14 protein-coding genes and 1 tRNA gene are annotated in these 21,158 nt (G+C 55.2%); 6 read left to right on the plus strand and 9 right to left on the minus strand.

The window, feature by feature from the left end; genetic code table 11:
• Positions 1–415: 415 nt before the first annotated feature.
• The 3 genes from EII30_RS03050 to EII30_RS03060 form a co-directional block, all read right to left on the minus strand.
• Positions 416–488: transfer RNA gene (locus EII30_RS03050), tRNA-Arg, on the minus strand.
• Positions 489–664: 176 nt separating this feature from the next.
• Positions 665–1,402, minus strand: coding sequence for a C40 family peptidase (locus tag EII30_RS03055; protein ID WP_124885869.1), 738 nt, complete (start codon positions 1,400–1,402; stop codon positions 665–667).
• Between the two features lie 155 nt (positions 1,403–1,557).
• A complete protein-coding gene (locus EII30_RS03060; protein ID WP_124885870.1) occupies positions 1,558–2,253 on the minus strand; it encodes a metal-dependent transcriptional regulator in 696 nt (231 codons plus the stop codon).
• A 104-nt stretch (positions 2,254–2,357) separates the two neighbouring features.
• On the opposite strand from EII30_RS03060, the gene serC reads away from it, so the two are divergent.
• A complete protein-coding gene (gene serC / locus EII30_RS03065) occupies positions 2,358–3,479 on the plus strand; it encodes a phosphoserine transaminase (protein ID WP_124885871.1) in 1,122 nt (373 codons plus the stop codon).
• Here serC and EII30_RS03070 read toward each other — a convergent pair.
• Positions 3,476–4,066 carry a DUF3027 domain-containing protein gene (locus EII30_RS03070; RefSeq protein ID WP_124885872.1) on the minus strand — a complete coding sequence of 197 codons (591 nt, stop codon included), beginning with the start codon at positions 4,064–4,066 and terminating at the stop codon, positions 3,476–3,478. The genes serC and EII30_RS03070 overlap by 4 nt on opposite strands.
• A complete protein-coding gene (locus EII30_RS03075; protein ID WP_124885873.1) occupies positions 4,059–4,436 on the minus strand; it encodes a cold-shock protein in 378 nt (125 codons plus the stop codon). Before EII30_RS03075 ends, EII30_RS03070 begins: the two co-directional genes overlap by 8 nt.
• 155 nt (positions 4,437–4,591) lie before the next feature.
• Here EII30_RS03075 and EII30_RS03080 point away from each other — a divergent pair, with 155 nt between their 5' ends.
• The 5 genes from EII30_RS03080 (at position 4,592) to EII30_RS03100 (ending at position 11,011) form a co-directional block, all read left to right on the plus strand.
• Positions 4,592–4,966: a hypothetical protein gene (locus EII30_RS03080; RefSeq protein ID WP_124885874.1), complete on the plus strand. Its 375-nt coding sequence runs from the start codon at positions 4,592–4,594 to the stop codon at positions 4,964–4,966.
• Between the two features lie 84 nt (positions 4,967–5,050).
• Entirely contained in the window at positions 5,051–6,883 is a 1,833-nt protein-coding gene (locus tag EII30_RS03085; RefSeq protein ID WP_124885875.1) for a helicase-associated domain-containing protein, read from the plus strand.
• A gap of 21 nt (positions 6,884–6,904) precedes the next feature.
• The gene (locus EII30_RS03090) at positions 6,905–8,632 is read left to right on the plus strand and encodes a DNA repair helicase XPB (RefSeq protein WP_124885876.1); all 1,728 of its coding nucleotides are present in this window, start codon (positions 6,905–6,907) and stop codon (positions 8,630–8,632) included.
• 22 nt (positions 8,633–8,654) lie between these two features.
• Positions 8,655–9,353, plus strand: coding sequence for a response regulator transcription factor (locus EII30_RS03095; RefSeq protein ID WP_124885877.1), 699 nt, complete (start codon positions 8,655–8,657; stop codon positions 9,351–9,353).
• Between the two features lie 50 nt (positions 9,354–9,403).
• Positions 9,404–11,011 carry a HAMP domain-containing sensor histidine kinase gene (locus EII30_RS03100; protein ID WP_124885878.1) on the plus strand — a complete coding sequence of 536 codons (1,608 nt, stop codon included), beginning with the start codon at positions 9,404–9,406 and terminating at the stop codon, positions 11,009–11,011.
• A gap of 142 nt (positions 11,012–11,153) precedes the next feature.
• Here the strand turns inward: EII30_RS03100 and EII30_RS03105 are convergent, their stop codons facing one another.
• From EII30_RS03105 to EII30_RS03115, 4 genes are all read right to left on the minus strand, one after another.
• Complete coding sequence (locus tag EII30_RS03105; RefSeq protein ID WP_124885879.1) at positions 11,154–16,679, minus strand: SpaA isopeptide-forming pilin-related protein; 5,526 nt, start codon at positions 16,677–16,679, stop codon at positions 11,154–11,156.
• Between the two features lie 431 nt (positions 16,680–17,110).
• Entirely contained in the window at positions 17,111–19,756 is a 2,646-nt protein-coding gene (locus tag EII30_RS03110; protein ID WP_124885880.1) for a leucine-rich repeat domain-containing protein, read from the minus strand.
• Between the two features lie 2 nt (positions 19,757–19,758).
• Positions 19,759–19,959 (minus strand): hypothetical protein, encoded by a 201-nt coding sequence (locus EII30_RS08870; RefSeq protein ID WP_158608644.1) that lies wholly within the window; start codon positions 19,957–19,959, stop codon positions 19,759–19,761.
• A 418-nt stretch (positions 19,960–20,377) separates the two neighbouring features.
• Complete coding sequence (locus EII30_RS03115; RefSeq protein WP_124885881.1) at positions 20,378–21,157, minus strand: succinate dehydrogenase iron-sulfur subunit; 780 nt, start codon at positions 21,155–21,157, stop codon at positions 20,378–20,380.
• Between the last annotated feature and the right edge of the window lies 1 nt (position 21,158).

The following is a 21,158-nucleotide window of genomic DNA, read 5'->3' on the forward strand; positions in this document are numbered from 1 at the left end:
TATCCAAAGAAATCACCCTTTCATTTTTAGATGAATTGGGCTACTTTTCGAGCGGCGCTAGTGGGCTACTTTTCGACCGTCACTGACAGCAGTTTTATGAGCACGTAACGATTTAGGCACTGAGCAATTAACGAGTTCTTGTGAATACTTAGCTTCGCTCTTTAACCACCGGTCTACCAGGTTTTTTAGGAGCATCCGGAGAGTTGCTGCAGCTGGCCTGCATCTTAAAAATTAGCAAAATTTCCCCGAAAGCCCCAACTTCCGGGTTTAGAGTCGAGTAGCGGGGTTACTAACTCCTAGAAGATGTCTCACAAGTGGTCGGTTAGACCCAAAATAGACCCTTGGCAGGGTTTTGGGTGCTTTAGCTCGGAAAGCGTTTCTCTGTTTTGTGCCCCTGACCGGTGTTTTTGGCTTGTGCCCCAGAGAGGAATCGAACCTCCGACACCTTCTTTAGGAGAGAAGTGCTCTATCCACTGAGCTACTAGGGCGGATGTGTGGGTTTGGGCTGCTGCAAGAGCGCCCAGACGCACCTATCTAGGATACCAGGATCGGCACGGTTGATGCTGCACGTCAGCTGCCAAAGACAGAAAACCGCGGGATCCACCTAGGGAACCCCGCGGTTTAAGCTGCACGCCGCTGTTAGCTGCGCAGCGCAAGCACCGAACTAGTTAACGCGAATGATGATCGAGTAGGTGCTTGGGTTTGAAACGTAGCCTGGCTTGTCGTAAACGGTTGAGCCGAGGTAGCCACCGTGTACGCCGCCGCCGTTACCAGCATAGATGCCAACGTGACCTGGGCGGATCATAATATCGCCAGGCTGAGCCTCTGCTGGTGACACCTGGGTGCCGTAGCGAACGAAGTCGTAAACGCCGTGGTCGTAGCCGCCTGCGTCACGACGCTGGGTTTTGCCGAGAGCAGCCAGCGCGTTCTGCACCATGTCGGTGCAATCCTGTGAAATGCCGAGCTGCGCAAACGCTGCGTTGAGCAGACCCTGTGACCCCTCACCGGCTGGAATTGCAGGAGCTGCTGGAGCTGCTGAAGCTGCTGCCTGAGAGTTTGCCTGGGTGTTGTTTGAGCGGTTGTTTGCCTCGGTTGTTTCTTCAGCCTTAGCCTCTGGCTCTGCAGGCTTCTCAACCTCGGCGAGCGCAACGCTCTCACCAACCTGCGGCAGAGAAACCTCAGCCACCTCGGTGATAATGCCCTGGGTTGGAGCAGTGCGCAGATAGTAGAGGAATGCGTCATCCTCAGAGTTGCTCTCTGCGTATGCTGGAACCGCGAAGGTTGCTGTTAGACCAACCGCAATAACTGCCGCGCCGATTGCACGTACACCTGAACGGCGCTTTGCTGGCTTAGCCACACCGCTAGGTGCGACAACAAGCTCTGTGCTTGGGGTGAACTCCATAGCTTACTTCCTGTTTGTCGATTCGCTTCTTAGATTAGTTAGTGGAAGAACCACACCTGATCAACTGTAACGGAAAATAACGAAAATGTCACATTTAGATCACGGATTCTCAGCTTGTGTCGCTTTTCTGACCGTCGCAGGCGTGGAAAAAAGCCCTATAGGGTAACGAAAATATGGGCTGCGAGGTCTTTGCTTAAATCCAGGGATTTCTCAGATCCAGCAACCGTGATCGTGACATTTCGACCCTCACGGACGAACTTTGCGTGCTTACCAGGCAGCACATCTGCGGCGATGAACTGCTGCAGCACCTCCGGATTTACCTGCACCGGCTCAGCCAGTCTGCTGATAACAGCCTCAAATTCATCCAACGCGCCATCGGTGAACACCGACACAACGTCAACGACCTCACTGCGGAACACACCGCGCGGTTTGTGACCGAGCTCCTCAAGCCCTGGAATCGGGTTGCCGTACGGCGATGACACCGGATTGTCGATGAGTTCCAGGATCCGCTTCTCAACCCGGTCGCTCATCACGTGCTCCCAGCGGCAAGCCTCCTCGTGAACGTACTCCCACTCCAGCCCGATCACATCGTGCAGCAGTCGCTCAGCCAGGCGGTGCTTACGCATCACCTGCACAGCCTTCTGACGGCCCTCACCGGTGAGTTCCAGGTGACGATCCTCGGTTACAACGACCAGGCCGTCACGCTCCATCCGCGCAACCGTTTGTGAAACAGTCGGCCCGGAGTGATCCAGTCGCTCGGAAATACGCGCCCGCAGCGGCGTAATACCCTCTTCTTCAAGCTCAAGAATTGTACGCAGGTACATTTCTGTTGTGTCAATCAGGTCGGTCACAGATTTACCCCTCTCGCAGTCTCTATTGTTAGTCTACTCGCGCAACTCTTAGGATCGCCTAACTTTTGCTAAAAATTTTGTGAAAAAGCGCTAAAATTTCATGTATGCCTGAGATCAATATCCCACAGTCCCTACTCCCCGCAGATGGCCGTTTTGGTTGCGGTCCCTCCAAGATCCGCACCGCCCAGCTCGATTTTCTCAACTCTTTGCAGCCCGGCGTGCTCGGCACTTCCCACCGCCAGGCGCCCGTTAAAGACCTGGTTGCGAGCGTCCAGGCTGGCCTCCTGAAAATGTTTAACGCCCCCGATGGTTACGAGATTCTGCTCGCTAACGGCGGCGCCACAACGTTCTGGGATTCAGCGGTCCACTCGCTCATCGAGCAGCGCAGCGCACACGCCGCGTTTGGCGAGTTCGGCGCGAAGTTCACTAAGGCTGTTAAAGCGGCTCCGTTCCTAGCGGATCCGGTTGTGTTTGAGGCCGAGGCAGGCTCACTAGCAACCCCGTCAGAGGTGCCCGATGTTGACGTTTACGCCTACCCGCACAACGAAACCTCAACCGGCGTGATGAGCCAGGTGCGCCGCATCGCCGCTGACTCCGGCGCGCTCACCGTCGTTGACGCAACCAGCGCAGCCGGCGGCATCGACTTCAACGCCGCAGACGTTGACGTCTACTATTTCTCACCGCAAAAAAACCTCGCCTCCGACGGCGGGCTCTGGTTTGCGCTGGTTTCTCCGGCTGCAATCGAGCGGATCGCGAAGGTCACCGCCTCCGGTCGCTACATCCCTGAGGTGCTCAACCTGCAGGTTGCAGTCGATAACTCACGCAAACACCAGACCCTAAACACGCCAGCGCTTGCAACCCTCGCGCTGATGGATGAGCAGATCCGCTGGATTAACGACAATGGTGGCCTCGCCTGGGCTGCCGCCCGCACCGCCGAGTCGTCAAACATTCTCTACGATTGGGCCGCGAAACAGAATTACGCGCAGCCGTTTGTTGCCGACCCGGCACACCGTTCACAGGTGGTTGTGACAATCGACTTTGACGACAGCATTGATGCCGCCGCGGTTGCGAAGGCGCTGCGAGCAAACGGTGTTGTTGACACCGAGCCGTATCGTAAGCTCGGTCGCAACCAGTTGCGGATCGCGACATTCACCGCGATTGAGCCCTCCGACGTGCAAAAGCTGACGGAGTGCATCGACTTTGTTGTCGCCGAGCTAAGAGGTTAGTTCAGCTCGTCGGCGCCGGTGGCGTCCGCGTCATCGGCGTCGTCTTCGTCGGAGTCGGAGTCATCGGCATCGTCGGCGTCCGCGTCGTCGAGCTCTACCTCGTCCACGTCCACACCGTCGATCTCATCGTCAAAGTCGGAGAAATCGTTGTCGAGCACATCGTCCTCAGCAAAATCCTCGTCAGCGAGCTCAAGCGCTGCCGCCTCCGCATCCACTATTTCGGCGAGCGCCTCACGCGCTTGCGCCTCCCGATAGAGAGCCAGCCGTTCAGCCCATGGAACCCACTTTGGCGCAAGCAACGCCTCAGTGCCGGGCAACAGAGCCACCTCAAGAACCGTTGGCGCGTCACCGTTTACAGCAGCGAGAGTCGCCGTCCAGTGCCAACCCGGGTAAGCGGGGTGCAGACACTCAAACTTGACGGTCCAGGTCAGCTCGCCGGGTGCGGATCCACCCTCGCGGCGCTCGTCAATACCCGCGAGCGCGCCAATCTGCGCGGCCTCGGTTATCTCCAGCAGCGCCTCTTTTGCCAGGTCAGTAAGCTGTTTTTCTGCGGCGGAAATCGGATCCGCCCCCTTCTTTTTAGGCATCAAACTCACCCGCCACGTGTCTTAACATCTGTGAAAGCTTGCGCGCTTGAGCGCGATCAGGGTACTGGCCCTGCTTCAGTCGGGAACCGGCGGCGTCGAGCACCTTCACCAGGTCCTCAACAATAATCGCCATATCGTCGGCGGCTTTGCGGGGACGGCGAGGCACCCGGCCGGTCTCAACAACCGAAACCGACAGCGCCTGCGGGCCGCGGCGGCCATCGACCACGCTGTATTCGACCTTCGCTCCCGGATACAGCGTCGACGGATCCTGCACCGCTGAGGCGTGCACATAAACCTGCTGCCCGTCAGCGCCGCTGATAAAACCAAAGCCCTTTTCTTCGTCAAAGAAACGGATCTTACCGCTTGGCATTTTGCCTCCAAGTTCTAAACCACCCGCCAGAGTGGGCGGCCACAAAAAACAATAATTCAAGTTTACGCTGGGTTCGGCAAAACTGGCAGTCAGTTTCGCTAGCCGCGCAGTCGAGCGGGCGAAACAACCCCGCGGCACGCACTAGAGTAGATAATATGAGCCAAAAACGTAACCAAGAGATAACCCCCGCTCCGCTGATTGAGCGAGTGCTCGCAATTATCGGTGTCACCTGCATTGTGCTCGCCGTCGTCTGCTATCTCACCGGGCTGTTTGTTACCCTGTTCTTCTCGCGTCAAACACTCGCCGACGGTTTTTGGACGTTCGTTGCCTGGTTCTCTTACATCGGTATGCCGTTCGGGTTCCTTTGCGTGCTGACTCTGCTGTTCCTCAACCTGCGCCGCCGCAGCAGCGAACAGCGGGAGGCTGCAAGCAAACACTCCCGTCCGGCCAGTAAACAGTCCCGTCCCGCAGGAAAAAACAGCCCTGCTAAAGGGCAGCGATCCGGCGGGAAGAAACAGCGTCGCCGGTAGTGGCGAGCATCCGCAACGGGTTTTGTCGATAAGCGTTTCGGCCACCCAATAAAACAGCCGGCGCACAACAGCGGTGAAACAGCGATGAGTTCGGTTCTAAATCTGGCAGCGGCGTTAAACCACTTTGCGCCGCAGCTGGACAGCGCCTGCCTCAGCCTGCGCGAAATCAAAACCCCGCACAAAGACCTGCTGAGCCTCGCCGGGGCGCTCATCAGACCCGATTCGCTGCGGTGTGCAATCCGCAAACTAAACCGCGCGCAGCTCCGCCGCCTCACCGACCTGAAAACATCCGCACCGCTAACCGACAGTGACCCGCTCACTCAGCAGCTAGGCGCGCTCGGACTGCTCGGGGTGCAGGCGGGTCAGCTGAAAACCCTCCCCGAGGCGACCTGGCAGCTGGAGCGGCTGCAGGGCGAGTCGGCGGGCGCGGTGGCTAGTAGGCCGGGCGCGGAGGCGAGCGATTCGGTGGGTGGCTTGGCTGGCGAGCTGGCGGGCGGATCCGCACCGCCCCCGCACGGCGAGGTTTCAGGCTCTGAGCTGCCAACTGCCGCGCCAGCCAGCCAGTGGTGGCACGCGGCAGCGCTGGCAACAACCCACTGCGATACGCTGACGCGCCTTCTGCATCACAACCCCGTGAAGCTGATTGCGGGCAAGCGGGCATCGACAAAAACCCCGGTCGGAGTAAAAACTCTACGCGCTTTTGCGAAGCAGCTGCACCTCACCCAGCAGCTTGTTGGCGAGTATTTTGAGCTGCTGTTTAACGCCGGAATCCTGTCCACCCGCGCAACACAGGATCGCGGCACTTTCGCAGTTGTCAGCCCCGCCGGCCGTAACTGGTTGCGGCTTGACCTGCCCGAGCGGTGGAGTGCGCTGGTCGCCACCGCGGCACTCCAAACCGCCGCCTATAACCGGGCGTTTCCGGGGACTATCGCGGGTGCGGAAGAGTCGCCGCTGACGGTTGTACCCCCCGCGCAGTATCTCGCGGAACATCCGCTGGCCAAGCCCCAAACCCTCACCGCGTACACAGCGCTCCACGATCTCCTGTCCGCGCTCGGCTGCGCGCTCGAAACCGGCTACAACCCGGTGTTTTCACACTCGTTAAAGACCGAGCTAAGCTACCTGCGATCCACTGCGGAGGCAGGGGCGGAGGTGGGGACCAGCTCGGGAGCTGCGGCGGCGGCCAGCTCGGGAGCTGCGGCGGCGGCCAGCTCTGACGTCGAGGGGCCGCTGATCGGCGGGTGTGCGGATCCGCCCACGAACCCGATCGCGGTTTACGGCCTTGACGGGCTCGCGCCGCAGCAGCAGACGCGGATATATTTGCAGCCTGACCAGACGATTCTCTGCCCGGGGTCAGCGTCGCCCGCGCTTGCCGACACGCTCTGGCTGCTCGCCGACCCGGAGCAGCTTGAGCTCGCCTCAACCTGGCGAATCTCGCAGGAGAGTCTCGGGCGCGCGGTTGCGGCGGGGGTGAGCCCCGATGAGATTCTGCGGAGGCTCAGCGAAATCTCGCTCACCGGCGTGCCGCAGCCGCTGCAGTTCACGCTCGCGGAAATGGCCGCGGCGCTCCCCCGCGAGAGCACGAACGAGGGCACCGGCCCGGCTGAGACCGCGGGGTCTAAGCAGCCGACACCGCTCGCGGAGAAACTCGCCGGGCTTGGCGCGATCCACCGAGAACTGCTGCAGCTTGTGACCCAAAAACCCGGCGGCGACACGATCACAAACACCCTGCAGCTTGCGGCGCGGGGTAGCATCGCCGTCACCGTCGCGGTCACCTCCCACGGCCAAGACCACAGTTTCACGCTGGTGCCGCGCGCGGTTGCCAGCGGCAGGCTGCGCGGGGTGGATCCGCAAAACGAGATCGAGCGCACAATCCCGCTCTCGGCAATAACCGCGGTGACGGTTTCAGACCACCGGTAATAGCGCTAAAATAATAGCCTTATGACTGCTTCCTCGCACACAACAGCCGCCGCCAGTAGCCTGCCCGGTCCGCTGATTGTGCAGAGCGACAACACGCTGCTGTTGGAGGTTCACCACCCCGACGCTGACGCAGCCCGCCACGAGCTCGCGATCTTCGCTGAGCTTGAACGCGCCCCTGAGCACATTCACAGCTACCGGATCACGCAGGTTGGCCTGTGGAACGCGCGCGCCGCCGGGCACACCGCCGATGAGGTGCTGGAGATTCTAAACCGGTTCTCGAAGTTCCCGGTGCCAGACACAATCGCCCGCAATATTAACGATGTAATGGATCGCTACGGCAGACTCGAGATTGTGCGCGCCGAAACACCCGAGGTGGCCGGATCCACCCCGCAGCTGCTTTTGCGCAGCAACAGCCCCGCGATTTTGCGCGAGGTTGCGAGCAACAAAAAGGTTGCCTCGCTGCTCACCGAAAAGCTTAACGAAAACAGCTACCTGATCGCCGACTGGGCGCGCGGTGAGCTGAAACAGCAGCTGCTGCAGCGCGGCTGGCCCGCAGCGGATCACGCCGGCTACCAGGACGGTGCTTTCCTCGACGCCGAGATTACCGAGCAGGATTGGCGGTTGCGCGACTATCAGCGGGAGGCGGTTGCGCGTTTTTCCCGTAGCGGGTCAGGCGTCGTTGTTTTGCCCTGTGGTGCGGGAAAAACGATTGTTGGCGCGGCCGCGATTGCAGCGCTTAAAACGCACACCTTAATCCTTGTCACCAACACCGTTTCGGCGAGGCAGTGGCGTGATGAACTGCTGCGCCGCACAAACCTGACCGTGGACGAAATCGGCGAGTATTCCGGGCAAATAAAAGAGGTGAAACCTGTAACCATCGCAACCTACCAGATCCTCACTGCCCGCCGCGGCGGCAAATACTCGCATCTTTCCCTTTTAAGCGCCGCTGACTGGGGCTTCATTGTTTACGACGAGGTGCATTTACTGCCCGCACCGGTTTTCAAACTGACCGCCGAGCTACAGGCGAAACGCCGTCTCGGCCTCACCGCAACGCTTGTCCGCGAGGATGGGAAAGAGGGTGAGGTGTTCAGCTTGATCGGGCCAAAACGATTCGACGCCCCGTGGAAAGACCTTGAACAGCAGGGCTATATCGCACCCGCAACATGCTATGAGGTACGGGTGGATCTGCCAGCAACCGACCGGTTCAAATACGCCGCGGCAAACGATCAGGATCGCTACCGGATAGCCGCCTCCACCACAGCTAAAATACCGGTTGCGAAGCAGATTATCGAGCATCACGGCGGCGACGCGCAAACCCTCGTCATCGGCCAGTATCTTGACCAGCTAGAACAGTTCGCCGCCGAACTTGACGCTCCCCTAATAACCGGTAAAACCCCGGTGTCCAAGCGCGAGCAGCTGTTCCAGCGATTCCGCGAGCGCGAGATTAAAACACTCGTTGTCTCAAAGGTCGCAAATTTCTCGGTGGATCTCCCGGACGCCTCCGTAGCGATCCAGATTTCCGGCTCTTACGGGTCACGGCAGGAAGAAGCACAGCGGCTCGGCCGGCTACTTCGGCCGAAAAGTAATGGCGAGTCCGCCGCCTTCTACACGATTGTCACCAAAGACACGGTGGATCAGGATTTTGCGCAGCATCGGCAGCGATTCCTCACCGAGCAGGGGTACAGTTATTTGCTTGGGAATGCCGCCGATCTCGACACGCTGTGGGCGCAAAATTCAGCAAGATCATAGAAATTTATCAGAGACTGGTTTTATGGCACAGAATAAAGGACCACGCATTCTAATTGTTGATGACGAACCAAGCATCCGCGAGCTACTCACAACCAGCTTGCGTTTCGCTGGCTTTGGCGTGAGGGCTGTAGCAAACGGTGCCCAAACCATCTCAGCGGTGCTTGAAGAAGAACCAGACTTGATTCTGCTCGACGTAATGCTGCCAGACATGAGCGGCTTCAGCGTCACAGAGCGGCTGCGCGGTGCCGGATACACCGCTCCGATCCTGTTTTTGACAGCGAAAGACGACACCGAAGACAAGGTTAAAGGCCTCAGTGTTGGTGGCGACGACTATGTCACCAAGCCGTTCAGCCTTGACGAGATTATCGCACGCATTAAAGCGATCCTGCGCCGCACAACCCCAGAAGAAGAGGTTGCATCACTGTCAATCGGCCCGATCACAATGGATCAGGACACCCACGAGGTGCAGGTTGGCGACGCTTCGATTGAGCTCAGCCCAACCGAATATAAACTGTTGCGCTACCTGATGCAGAATCCAAACCGGGTGCTGTCAAAAGCACAGATTCTCGACCACGTTTGGGAGTACGACTTTAACGGCGATGCCGGAATCGTCGAGTCATATATTTCGTATCTGCGTCGCAAGCTTGACCCGCTAACAGCGGAGCCGATGATCCACACCAAACGCGGATTCGGCTACATGTTAAAAATCGACACCAAGTAGTTGGGGCGTTTGCCTGCCGCCGCGGGCCGGAGTAAGAAAGCATTAACCCTGTGAAACGACGGACGCTAGCACAGCGCTGGGCGGATATTACACTGCGGAGCAAAATAACCGGTGTGACGGTGCTTATTTTGTCATTCGGTTTGCTTGTTGCTGGTGTTGGCACAATGTCGTTGCTGAAGCCAACCCTGTATGCGAGCCACGATCAGGAGCTGAGGCAGTACCTCAGCAATCCGACCGCAGCTCTGCAACAGGGCGCTGATATGCACAACCCAACCCAGGGCGATGTTATTAACGCCCGCGGCCCAAACTATGTTGCGCTGTACGACAGCTCCGGAAAACTGCTCGCAGATAACAACTACGCGGAGGTTCCGGACGAATTTCGTGACAGTGTAATGCCGAGTATTGATCAGATCGACACAGAGCTGCTCCAGCGGCACAACAATGACTACGATATTTTAGAGTTCAAGGCCGCGGACGGTACTGCCTGGCGAGCCGTGCTGGTGCCACTGTTTGATCAAGATACCGGTAGCATAGACCGCTCCCTGCTCGTGGCATCCTCCACCAGGGTTATCGAAAATGTAATGGCACAGTACATTACGATCTTTTCTGGGTTTGGGCTCGCTGTGATTCTGCTCGGGGCAGCGCTCACCAGAATCCTTGTCACCGCAACATTTGAACCCCTCAGCGAAGTGGAACGAACCGCCCGCGAGATTGCGCGCGGTGACTTTTCAAGGCGTATCCATGTGGCAAGCCCAAACACCGAGGTCGGCCACGTGGGAACCTCGCTCAACATTATGCTCGACAAGATCGACGAATCGTTTAAGGAGCGACAAAAGACTATTGAGCAGATGCGTCGCTTCATCGGCGATGCCGGTCATGAACTGCGCACCCCGCTGGTGTCTGTGCGTGGCTACGCCGAAATGTACCGGCTCGGGATGCTGCAGGAGCAAGAGCAGGTAGATCAGGCGATGGGCAGGGTTGAAAAAGAAGCGATCAGAATGACGTCGCTGGTTGAGGATTTGCTCTCTCTTGCGCGCCTCGATTCGCAACGGCAGCTCGATATGGTGCCGCTCGACCTTAATTCACTAGCGCGTGATGCTGCCCTTGATGCGGTTGCCCAAGCACCCGACCGTGAAATCGTTGCGCTTGAGTGTGACCAAACACCAATGGCGTTGGGTGATGAGCACAAGGTGCGGCAGCTGATGACGAACCTGCTGGGTAACGCGATCCGCCACACCGATGCTGACAGCCCGATTGAAATCGCGGTGATTGCAACCCCCGAAACTGCACGTTTTGAGATTCGCGACCACGGCGAGGGCGTGCCAGAGCAGATTAGGCAGAAAATTTTTGACCGTTTTTGGCGCGCAGACACCTCCCGCAACCGTGAAACCGGTGGTTCTGGGTTGGGGCTTGCTATTGTCTCTTCAATTGTGGCTGCGCACGGTGGATCCGTCTCTGTTCACGACACCGAAGGCGGCGGCGCTACCTTCCGGGTGGACCTGCCTTACGCTGTTGGTGAGGAACCGGTTGAGCACCAAGACGCAACAACCGTGTTTCAGCAAAACGCCGCAGAGACCGCCGCAAACGGCAGACGCAGTGGCTCCCGCAGCCGCGGTCGCACCTCCCGCAACCGTCGCAAAGAGAGCGGTGAGGGTTAAGCTCCGCCTTGCAGCTACTGGGCGCTGAGTGACAGACTGCAACTGTGTAAACCACATCACAGACAATAAATAACAGCCGGTGGAGTACCATTTGAGAACTCCGCCCGGCTGTTATTTAGTGGGTGACTAATCTATTTCTAGATCAGCTATCTTGAGCCTGCTTCCGATACCGTGCCAAGGATACATAGCAGATTCCGGCGCCAAGGATCATCATGGCTATACCGCCGCCGAGCAGTGGTAGATTATTGCCACCGGTAACGCTCAAGATCGGTTTTGGCTCCGGCTGGTTAACTACGTTTTCCAGCTTCACCTCTTTGCCGTCTTCGGTTACCTCTGCGCCAATCTCACGGGTGTCGAGCACATAACCATTAGGTGCTACGGTTTCTGTGATGATGTACTTGCCGTAGTGTACGTTCTCGAACCTCACTGCGCCAGCATCGTCAGAGGTTGCTTCTGCGACCTTGTTGCCGTCGCTGTCACGCAGTTCAAAGATTGCCCCAGTAAGCGCCTCATCGCTCGGGTTCACCTTCTTGAAGGTAATGTGACCGACAATGAACTTGTTTTCAAGGGTGCCAAGGTTAATGGTCTCACCGTTGTCACGCACCTTCACCGCGTGCACATCGGTTGCAAGCAAGTAACCCTCAGGTGCTTTAACTTCGACTACCTCATAGTCGCCGTAAGGCACACTCTTGAACACTAGCTTGCCATCCTGACCCGTGGTTTGCTTAGCAACCACGTTACCGCCCTGACGCAACTCAAACTCTGCACCAGCCAACGGACCTGCAGGATGATCACCAGTCTTTACCAGGGCGATATCGCCGGTCTTGATCTTATTGGTTACTGTGCCAAGATCGACTGTTGCACCGTGCAAACGAATCTGCAGATCTGCCTTCCAGCTCTGATTCAACAGGTGTGTCACAACGGTTGATTTTTCCCGCACGGTGTAGTCACCGTATGGCAGGTTCTCGAAGATAACAAGACCGGTTGCGTCAGATTTTGCTTCTGCTACCGGGGTGTTACCCTTAAGCACCTCAAACACAACACCCGCGAGCGGTGTCTTGGTGTCTTCATCCTGCTTCAGCAGTGACGCGTTACCGCGGATCATAGTGTTTGGTACGTTACCCAGGGCTACCACCTGACCTTCGGCCTGAATGGTTGCGGTGCCCTCCCAGTTGGTAAGCAGATAATTTACCAACGGGGTGATTTCACGGACCTTGTAAGTGCCGTATTCAATTCCGGTAAAGGTTGCGACACCGTCTACACCGGTTTTGGCGGTCTTTAACGGAACGGTTTCACCGTCTCGGTATAGGCCGAAGATCACACCCGGCAGCAGCAGATTAACATCATCAGCGTCATGTTTAACAACCGTGATGGTGCCGGTGATTTTCGCATTCTTGAACGGTGCAGCGCTCAAGTCGATAACTTTACCGTCGGCATCGATATTTATGTCACGACCGTTCACCTCTTCGCTCGGATTGTAACCAGCGATTGGGGCGTCTTCTTTGAGTGTGTACTCGCCGAAGGCAACGTTGTCAAAGCGCACAATACCTGATGCATCAGTCTGGGCAACAATCTTTGCGCCACCGGATTTCGGTGTGAGCGAGAATGTTACGCCCTTTAGTACGACGGTTTCGTCTGCTGCGTCAACCTTTTTTGCGATAACAGAACCTTTGGCGATCCTGTTGTCAATGCTGATCCGCTTGCCGTCTATGCTGACATTTTGGTGGGCAGACAAATCTTTGATTGTGACACCGGTTGGCGCAACGGTTACCTCAAGCGGCGGGGTTTTTACATACTGTGCCGGAGCCTCAACCTCGGTGAGAGTGTAAACACCGTACGGCACATTGGTGAAATTGATCATGCCGGTGGCGTTAGTCACACCTTCGAAGCTTGGCAGCGGGTTTGGTGCTGGGAAGCCAGCAAACTCACCCTTCCAGTCCAGGCTAAACTTTACATCAGCCAAATCTGCGCCAGCGCCGGTTTTCTTGATGTCAAGATTAACAGTGCTGTAGAAGATGCCGACGTTCTTAAGCGCTTTACGGTTGGTCGGGCTGAGTGTAAACACTGCGGTGAGACCGGTATCGCCGGCTTTATCAACCACGTGGTTTGCTACGTTCTCTGCGCCGTTACCGAGCTTGGTGAAGTTATCTACCGGCTTCTTCGTGAACTTCACACGGTAGTCACCGCGCTTGTAGACATCGAAGTGGTAGGCACCGTTGGAGTCGGTGTTAACCGCAGCGATCGGTGTACCGTCTTGATGCATTGCTGGGCTACCATCAGCGTTAATCAGTTCTGCTTTGTAGCCGGCTAGCAAACGCTCACCTGCGTCATGGTTGCCGTTTTCGTTTACATCGTGGAACGCAATACCATCAACCTGGTATTTCACAATCTCTGAACGCACGTGCAGTGTTTCCAAGTACCGGGTGTTGTTTGCTGAGATCGCGAGTGCGTTCACAGACTTGGTACCGGAATCAAGTGCCTTGGTGGTGTCGTTAAACGGTATCTGGTGTTTAGTGACAATTTCTACTAGTGAACGAGCAGGAATTGCTTTACCGTCTTTCACCTCGGCACGGATGCTCTGCACCTTTGCCCAAGCGGCTTGGGTATTGCCAAAGGCGGCGATGAACTCATCTTTGGTGTACCACTGTGAGTTAAGAACAGATGCCAGAATGTCACCCGAATTTGCCTGCTCCGTCACTGAGTACTTGTAAACGAAGTAGTCGTTCGGCACCAGCTTGTGTCCCGATGCCGTCTTGTTTTGTGGCACATCTTCAATCGCCATCACCAGTGGAGTGACGTAACCAGAATGGTTTACGATTTCGGTTGAACCGTCGTCCTTCAGTTTCTCCCACCAGCGTGGGGTATAGACGAGGTCGTTCGGGCTGGCATCGGTGTAGCCGTCAACGATTGTGTAGTCGTCGAGTGACGGCAGCACGTCAAGCAGGTAAATCTTATTCAGGTTTACAGCATCACCGTTTTCAAGGGTTATGCGGTAATAGAGATCTGAACCAAGATCCTGTGCCGGTGCCTCATAAGACCAGTTTTCTGCATCAGTAGAGATGTGCTTCATAATGCGCGTCTCTTTTGGCGGCACAAAAGTGATGGTGTTAGTTGTCTTTAGGAAGAATTCGTTCTTGTCACCATCGTTGTCAAGGTCTATTGCGTCACGGTAGGCGCCAGCGCCGGCATCCCAAGTTAGGTTCGGGTTTTCGAGTTTGCCAGCAGAACGAATACCACCGAAATTGTTGTTTGACCAGCTCCAGTAGAACTCTACGGTGTTAGAGCCTGTTGCTGCATACTGTGAGGTGTGCAGGTTCAGGGTGATTGCAGGCATTGCATTGGCTACCTGCTGTTCCCCTGCGAAGTCGTAAACAACAGCGGTGCGCCCGGTGTTTTGGAAGTTCTTAACGGTGCGCGGCTGTGGTAGTTCTGCAGCTGTTACGTTTGCACCGTTGACGGATCCACCCACGGTGCTGTGGTAATCAACACCCGGCGGTAAGAGCACGATGCCCTTCACATCTTTAGCGGTTGGCGCCGGAACGCCCCAAAGGTTGCCGTTTCTATACATTGAGAATGTGAACGGTTTAATTCGACCACAGTTTTCTGGGGTGAGCACGGTTCCCGGTGGCAGGTGGTTCTCACAGGCAATCCACGGCACAGTGTGGTTTTGTGTTGATCCAGCGTGCACACGCGGATCGATCCCCTGAATGTGTTGAATATTGTCTTTGTCGTCTACCTTGGTAGAGAACGGTTCAACTACATTTTTTGCACCGTTTTGCCAAGTCTTGGTGCCGTCTGCGTTCACCACTTGCGCAATGTCATACTGAATAGTTTGTACCTGAGCACGAGCCTTATTGTCGTAATCCTGACGTTCGCTGTAGTCGCCCTTTGCCCATTTTGCAAATTCGGCCGCAGTAGGCATTGCCTTAAAGTTAATGCGAACACCGAAGTTATCGAGTTCAAGTGGATTATTAATAAACTTCAACTTCAGCGCAGAGTACTTACGGGCAGTATCCTCGATCCAGATATCACTGCCAATATCACTCACGTCAGTTAAACGCTTGATTTCGCTTTCGCTGCCATCAGCAGCGATACCGTATAGCACCGGACCTGCAGCGATGAAGCGCTCTTGTTGCTGCTTGTGGGTCAAACGGGTATGGTTACTAGAGTTTCTCTGCAAGAAACCAGCCTCAATGCGGACAACATTGTAGTACAGGCGGGAATCGAGATCGTAGTCCTCAATTTCTGTCACTTCTTCAATTTTGCCGCCATAAGCTGGCACACTGGCATCATAGCGTGAACCGCTGTTGAAGTTAGACTGTTCGATCCACCAGTGTAAACCTGCCTTGTTAAAATCCCTGTCTGCGCTAGGATCAGCAACAATTTGAGATCCGGAAGCAACTTTTCCGTCGCTCATAATTAGCTGATACCAGCCATAGCTGCGATGCTTCGCTGTAGTTGTTGCGTACTGAGGGTCAAAAGCTGTCTGCTGTTCGAGCATTCTGAAGAAGTGATCCCACTTCACCTCAGGTTTAACCTGTTGGCTGGACAAGCCCTCATCAATAATAACCTTTGCCCGGTTGGTGAAGATGACTGCGTTTGAGCCGTCTTCAGCCACCTCATTACCGTCTTTTGAAATCGGTAGTTTTGAGAAAAGCAGGTTAATCTCTGGGCAAACTACGTACGGAATCGGCTTACCCGGGGTGCTGGTCAAAGTCCAAGTTGCGGACTTACCGTCTGCAGCAACCTGCCAACCACTCCCGCCTGCAAATTTCGCGCCCGCAGGGAAGGTCTCAGTGATTTTGATGGTTTGCGGGCTGAAAACACCCGTGCCGGCTGCAGCGTTAGGCAGTGGCACGTTAGTAACACAGATGCGGTATCCTACCCGCTGATCGGGTCTAGTATGAGTAACATACTCATCAATCTGGTTTTGATCCCACTGCTCAACGTGCTTTTGCAGGTGTTCAAACTTAGGCACACCCGAAATACCCTGCACCTCGGGGCCATAAGAGTCATCACGCCACTGACCGTCAGCAGCTCCGAGCTTTACTGCTTTATATTCTGAGGCGGAACGCGCCACAAAGGTAATCGCACCCTCTTTTAGCACGGTGCCGTTAGCACTCATCAACTTCGCAGTTACCGGCACCGTGGAACCGTTTGGAGTAACAAAGTTTTTAAAGTAGAACGGGAACTCATACTGGAACTTCGACCCGCCAGAAAGCTGTGAGTAGTGGTACTCCATCCACCACTTATTCGCGTCTTCACCCCTGACACTGGTAACGCCAAACACACGAGGGTCAATAAAATCCGGGTCTGAAATGAAGCGGTCGTCTGTTTTCGGATCAGACGGATCGATCGGATTCTGCTTTAGCACTTCAAGGCGTAGGATCGGGTCACGCTCATCTAAGGTGCTAGCATCGCTAACCTCAAATCTAACAGCCGCTTTGATCGTTTCGCCCGAGAAATACTCTGTCTTAGGATCGGTAACCTCTTGATACACCGACTCTTCGTCACCCAACCACAGATTAATCTGTGTTGGGTCAGCCTGCGCTGTCTGTGGCGTGACGGTGAGCAAACCGCCTACGGCAACAAGAGTTGCCAGGACAAGCACCACAAACTTATTTACCGCAAGCGCCAACGGTGATTTAGCTCGCAATTTAGGTTTCATAGCGGGGGGATCCTTAATTGTGATAATGGCCTGCTGTAAAACAACAGGCTTTTCAGATGGGGAGTAGATTTGTCATAATAAACTACAAGCCCCACTCTAGCAAAAATGCCCCCCCCCGCAAGATGCGAGAGATATAATTCCAGACCGGCGCCAGACAAACAACCCTTTTGTTTGTGATAGTTTCAGAGAAATCATCGACTACTGTCGCAGTGCCTTACCCTTTTACACCTGTGGATCGTAATCAGCTTTTCCCCGGTGAGGAACTAAAAACTTACACATCAAACGCTCTAGCTTCGTTTAAAGGCATTGAGATTCAAACACAAAGCACTGGGGTTGAGGCTCACAGGAACCTTAACCCCAGCGCTTTGTGTTGCCGAACATACCGGCTTTATCCGAGCGGGCTGTTAATAAGACCCGCCCAAATTGTGTATTTAGCTGCGGCGGGTGCGGCTTACCGCTGTGACAGCGGTCACTGCTATGCCTGCAAGGAGCAGCACAGCACCGGCAAGCAGCGTACCAGCACCGTCAAAGCCGGTCTTTGCCAATTGCCCGGAACCTGTTTTAGCACCGGCTGCCTGGGAACCGTTAGCTGGGCTACCAGTCTGCTTTGTAGGGTCTTGAGAGTTCGCGGTGTCTGCTGGTTTGCCACTGTCTGCTGGTGCAGTGCCTGAACCGTTGTCAGAGCCTGCACCTGGGGTGGCTCCTGCACCATTATCGGCACCGGCGTTACCACCGTTACCAGTGTTATCTGTGTCACCGGTGTTACCGGTGTTACCGGTGTTACCGGTGTTACCAGTGTTCCCGGTGTTACCGGTGTTACCAGTGTTCCCGGTATCACCCGTGTTACCAGTATCACCTGCATTACCACCATTACCGGTGTTACCTGTGTCACCGGTGTTACCACTGTTACCGGCATTACCACCATTACCACCATTACCAGCATTACCGGTATTACCAGCATTACCGGTATTACCAGCATTACCGGTATCACCCGTGTTACCACCATTACCGGTGTTACCTGTGTCACCGGTGTTACCGGCGTTTCCGTTGTCAGCTGGTGGTTGCTCATTTGCAGTGATGGTGATTGCATCCCAACCAACCAGGTCATTAACTCTGTCGGTCACCGCGATTCGGTGCTCACCTGTGACATCAGCTGGTAGTTTCACCACCACATTGCCATCGGCATCAACAACATGCCGGCCAAGCGAGTGTGGGTCAGAGAACAACCACAGTGACAGTTCTTCACCAGCACGCTCTGCACCAACCTGAACAGTGATCTCAGATCCAACAGTTGCCTTTGCCGGGGCATCAACCTTGCCCCTTGTAGTATCGATGAGATCCGCCAGGTGCGGTGGAATAGTGTTCGGCAAGAAAACAAACGGAGAAACATACGCCTTGTAGGTGGCACCTTTCGGGGTCTTCAAAATCACCGCAACGGCTGTTGCTTCACCGACAAATTTCCGCTCTGGGGTAAACACAAAATAACCATTTTCGATGGTGTATTTGCCATGGCCATCTACTACCAATACGCCCTTGTCTGCGCCTTCCAGTTCATAAACAGATTTGGCAGGAGCGTTCTTAAAGAGCTTGTCTAATGCAACCCGCTGCACCTCACCAAGCTCACCCACAGATTGAGTGCCTTCAGCGATAACCGGGTCATCAGCCCCTGCCTCAGCGGCATGAGCTTGCCGGTCAGCTTTGAGCACGTCTTCCAGGTTCTTGGGGTTAACAAAGTCCGCAGGATTTTCGGTTGCGGTTGGTGCGCCCCAGAGCTTACCCGCTAGTTTTTCTTGCAAACCTGACCAGTCAGTGAACTTGTTATTAGTCGCACGAATGCCCCGCAAAGCGTAACCCTTCGACAGCTCAGCGAGCGGACTCGGATCAGTAATGAAATTGTTGCGCAGGTCAATAGTTTCTACAACTCGCAGCGCTTTCAGTCCATTGACATCGGTGATTCGGTTATCCGCCGCGTCAATCTTTTCCAGTCTCCGCAGATTATTGATGTAATCAAGGTTCTGCAGTCGATTGTTCTTTACGTTGAGACTGCGCAGGTTTTCACCTGACACAGAGTTAAGCTCTGACAGCCGATTATTCTCGAGATCGAGTGTGCTCAGGTTCTCAAGACCGGCGAGCGCACTAATGTCGGAGATTCGGTTGTCTGTTGCGTGTAAACCATCCAAGTCCTGCAGCGTCTGCAGCCCATCCAGGCTGGTCAGCCTGTTGTGTGACACATCAAGGTCTACCAACTTGGTAGTTTTAGCCAGGGGTGTTAAATCTGTAACATTGTGGTAGAGTACACGCAGCCGTGACAGGTTACGAGCGTACTGCAAGCCCTCCAGACTCTTGATTTTCTGCTCCTCAGGAAGGTTAACTCCGATGCAGTTTACCGCTTGCAGACTCTGCAACACCCGATTCACAATCGGGGTATCAGGCTGCAGATCAAGTGTCTCAAGGATGCAGGCGCGCAGCTGTGGATCAGGCACCTCAACATCGAATGTATCCTTGTCTACGACCGGGACGTTGCTGGTTTTTGGCCGCTCATAGATATCCGGGAACAGATTCCACAGCACCGGAGCTGGTCGGTCAGCCTCTCTGCCGTGGATCTCAAAGGTTGCAACAAATGGTTCCCGGGTTTCACCGTGGTAAAAACCTACCAGCTGTTTAGAGAGTTCGGTAATTGTTGGTTTATGTGAGTAAACGATTAGGTAATCGTCTCTCACTTCCCACTTTAGATCAGCCAGCTCAAGCAGTGGCTGCTGTTCAAAGGCTGCCGCTTTTGCTCCGGCCAGTGTGCCACCGGTGGCAGCATCAACAAGCAGTTTTTTATTAACAAAATCGATTGTCGGGTTGGCCAGCGTCACATCCAAGATACCGTTGTATTTGCTCCAGTTGACACTCCCTTTGAAGCTGAGCGTTGTTGGGTTTTTTGTGTCAAACTGCTGATTTGCTGCTGCTGGCCAATCGAGCGCTGTTGCGCCTGCAACGGTGCCAGCACCCTCAGAACGTGTCTCCCCCTCAAGGCCAACATATTCTCTAAAGCTGCTAACAAAATCCCAGTTAGCGCTGCCCGTTGTCAAAGTTAGCTGATCAGCTGATTTTGCAGCAGCTGTGGTCTCTTGTGGCGCGCTTGACTGTGCCGTAGCTGCGCTCTCGGTTTGCCCTTCTGTAGCAGGTGCTCCGGTGCTTGTGCCAGAGTCTGCTGGCCCTGACGCTGCAGTAGCTGCTTAAGCGGCGCCTGCAGCTGCCGCATTTGCTGCCGCAGGATCACTGCTAATCTCATCTTGCTGCTGCGCAGTTGCTGTATTTGCAACAACCGAATTGCCGGGCGTATCTGACTCACCACCGGGTAAATCACCGGTAGCAAACGCCGGCAGACTACCACCAGCTACCAACCCAAGTGTGAGCAAAGCGGCAGTTGAAACGACCGCGCCGCGTTTAAACGGCTTTTCAATCACGTGCGTACCTCTCAGTCTCGTATATCAGTGCTGCGGCAGCGCTGATGTTTAAACAACAGAAACAGAATAGATATTGCCGACCCATTAAACGGTCAAACAAAAGATAGCCTACCCTTACTAACAGGGAAACATCAAATGCGAAACACCACACCTAAAACACAAAAACGGGTTGATCTCCGAAAACAGAAATCAACCCGTTTTTAGCGGCTGATGGCCACAATTTAGACAGCTAGTTGCTAGCGGCTAGCGAACCTTACCGGTGCGCAGCGCCTCTTTCACCTCAGCGATTGCCTTGGTCACCTGGATGCCGCGCGGGCATGCATCGGTGCAGTTAAAGGTTGTGCGGCAACGCCATACACCCTCTGTCTCATTTAAGATATCAAGTCGCACCTGCGCTTTGTCATCGCGGGAGTCGAAGATGAAACGGTGTGCATTAACGATTGCGGACGGCCCAAAATACTGCCCGTCAGTCCAGAACACAGGGCATGAGGTGGTGCAGGCGGCGCAGAGGATGCACTTGGTGGTGTCATCAAAACGTTCACGATCGGCAATCGATTGCAGGCGCTCTTTGCCCTGCTCAGGCTTACTGTCGGCCTGCAGAAACGGCTGCACCGCGCGGAAGGCGTCAAAGAACGGCTCCATGTCAACGATCAGATCCTTCTCCAAAGGCAGTCCCTTAATCGCCTCAACATAGATAGGCTTGGAGATATCCAGATCCTTAATCAGGGTTTTACAGGCCAGCCGGTTCCGGCCGTTAATCCGCATCGCGTCGGATCCGCAAATACCGTGCGCGCAGGAACGACGGAAGCTGAGTGTGCCATCCTGATCCCATTTAATCCGGTGCAGAGCGTCGAGGATACGATCCGTGGGGAACATCTCAACGTCAAAGTCCTCCCAGTAGGCATCTTCCCGCACCTCGGGATTGTAGCGCCTAACCAGCAGGGTTACCGTGAACGGCTTTGGAGCCTCTGGGGCTTCAGCCGTTGGGTTCTCGGTGTCATGCGCAACTGCTGTGCTGCTCACG

Source organism: Leucobacter sp. OH1287 (assembly GCF_003859945.1).
GTDB lineage: Bacteria > Actinomycetota > Actinomycetes > Actinomycetales > Microbacteriaceae > Canibacter.

Excerpts from the sequence above, each read along its gene's own strand:
- serC (WP_124885871.1), top strand. The coding sequence starts at position 2,358 with ATGCCTGAGATCAATATCCCACAGTCCCTACTCCCCGCAGATGGCCGT.
- EII30_RS03095 (WP_124885877.1), top strand. The coding sequence starts at position 8,655 with ATGGCACAGAATAAAGGACCACGCATTCTAATTGTTGATGACGAACCA.
- EII30_RS03090 (WP_124885876.1), top strand. The coding sequence starts at position 6,905 with ATGACTGCTTCCTCGCACACAACAGCCGCCGCCAGTAGCCTGCCCGGT.
- EII30_RS03105 (WP_124885879.1), bottom strand. The coding sequence starts at position 16,679 with ATGAAACCTAAATTGCGAGCTAAATCACCGTTGGCGCTTGCGGTAAAT.
- EII30_RS03055 (WP_124885869.1), bottom strand. The coding sequence starts at position 1,402 with ATGGAGTTCACCCCAAGCACAGAGCTTGTTGTCGCACCTAGCGGTGTG.
- EII30_RS03075 (WP_124885873.1), bottom strand. The coding sequence starts at position 4,436 with ATGCCAAGCGGTAAGATCCGTTTCTTTGACGAAGAAAAGGGCTTTGGT.
- EII30_RS03080 (WP_124885874.1), top strand. The coding sequence starts at position 4,592 with ATGAGCCAAAAACGTAACCAAGAGATAACCCCCGCTCCGCTGATTGAG.
- EII30_RS03070 (WP_124885872.1), bottom strand. The coding sequence starts at position 4,066 with ATGCCTAAAAAGAAGGGGGCGGATCCGATTTCCGCCGCAGAAAAACAG.
- EII30_RS03085 (WP_124885875.1), top strand. The coding sequence starts at position 5,051 with ATGAGTTCGGTTCTAAATCTGGCAGCGGCGTTAAACCACTTTGCGCCG.
- EII30_RS08870 (WP_158608644.1), bottom strand. The coding sequence starts at position 19,959 with ATGAGATTAGCAGTGATCCTGCGGCAGCAAATGCGGCAGCTGCAGGCG.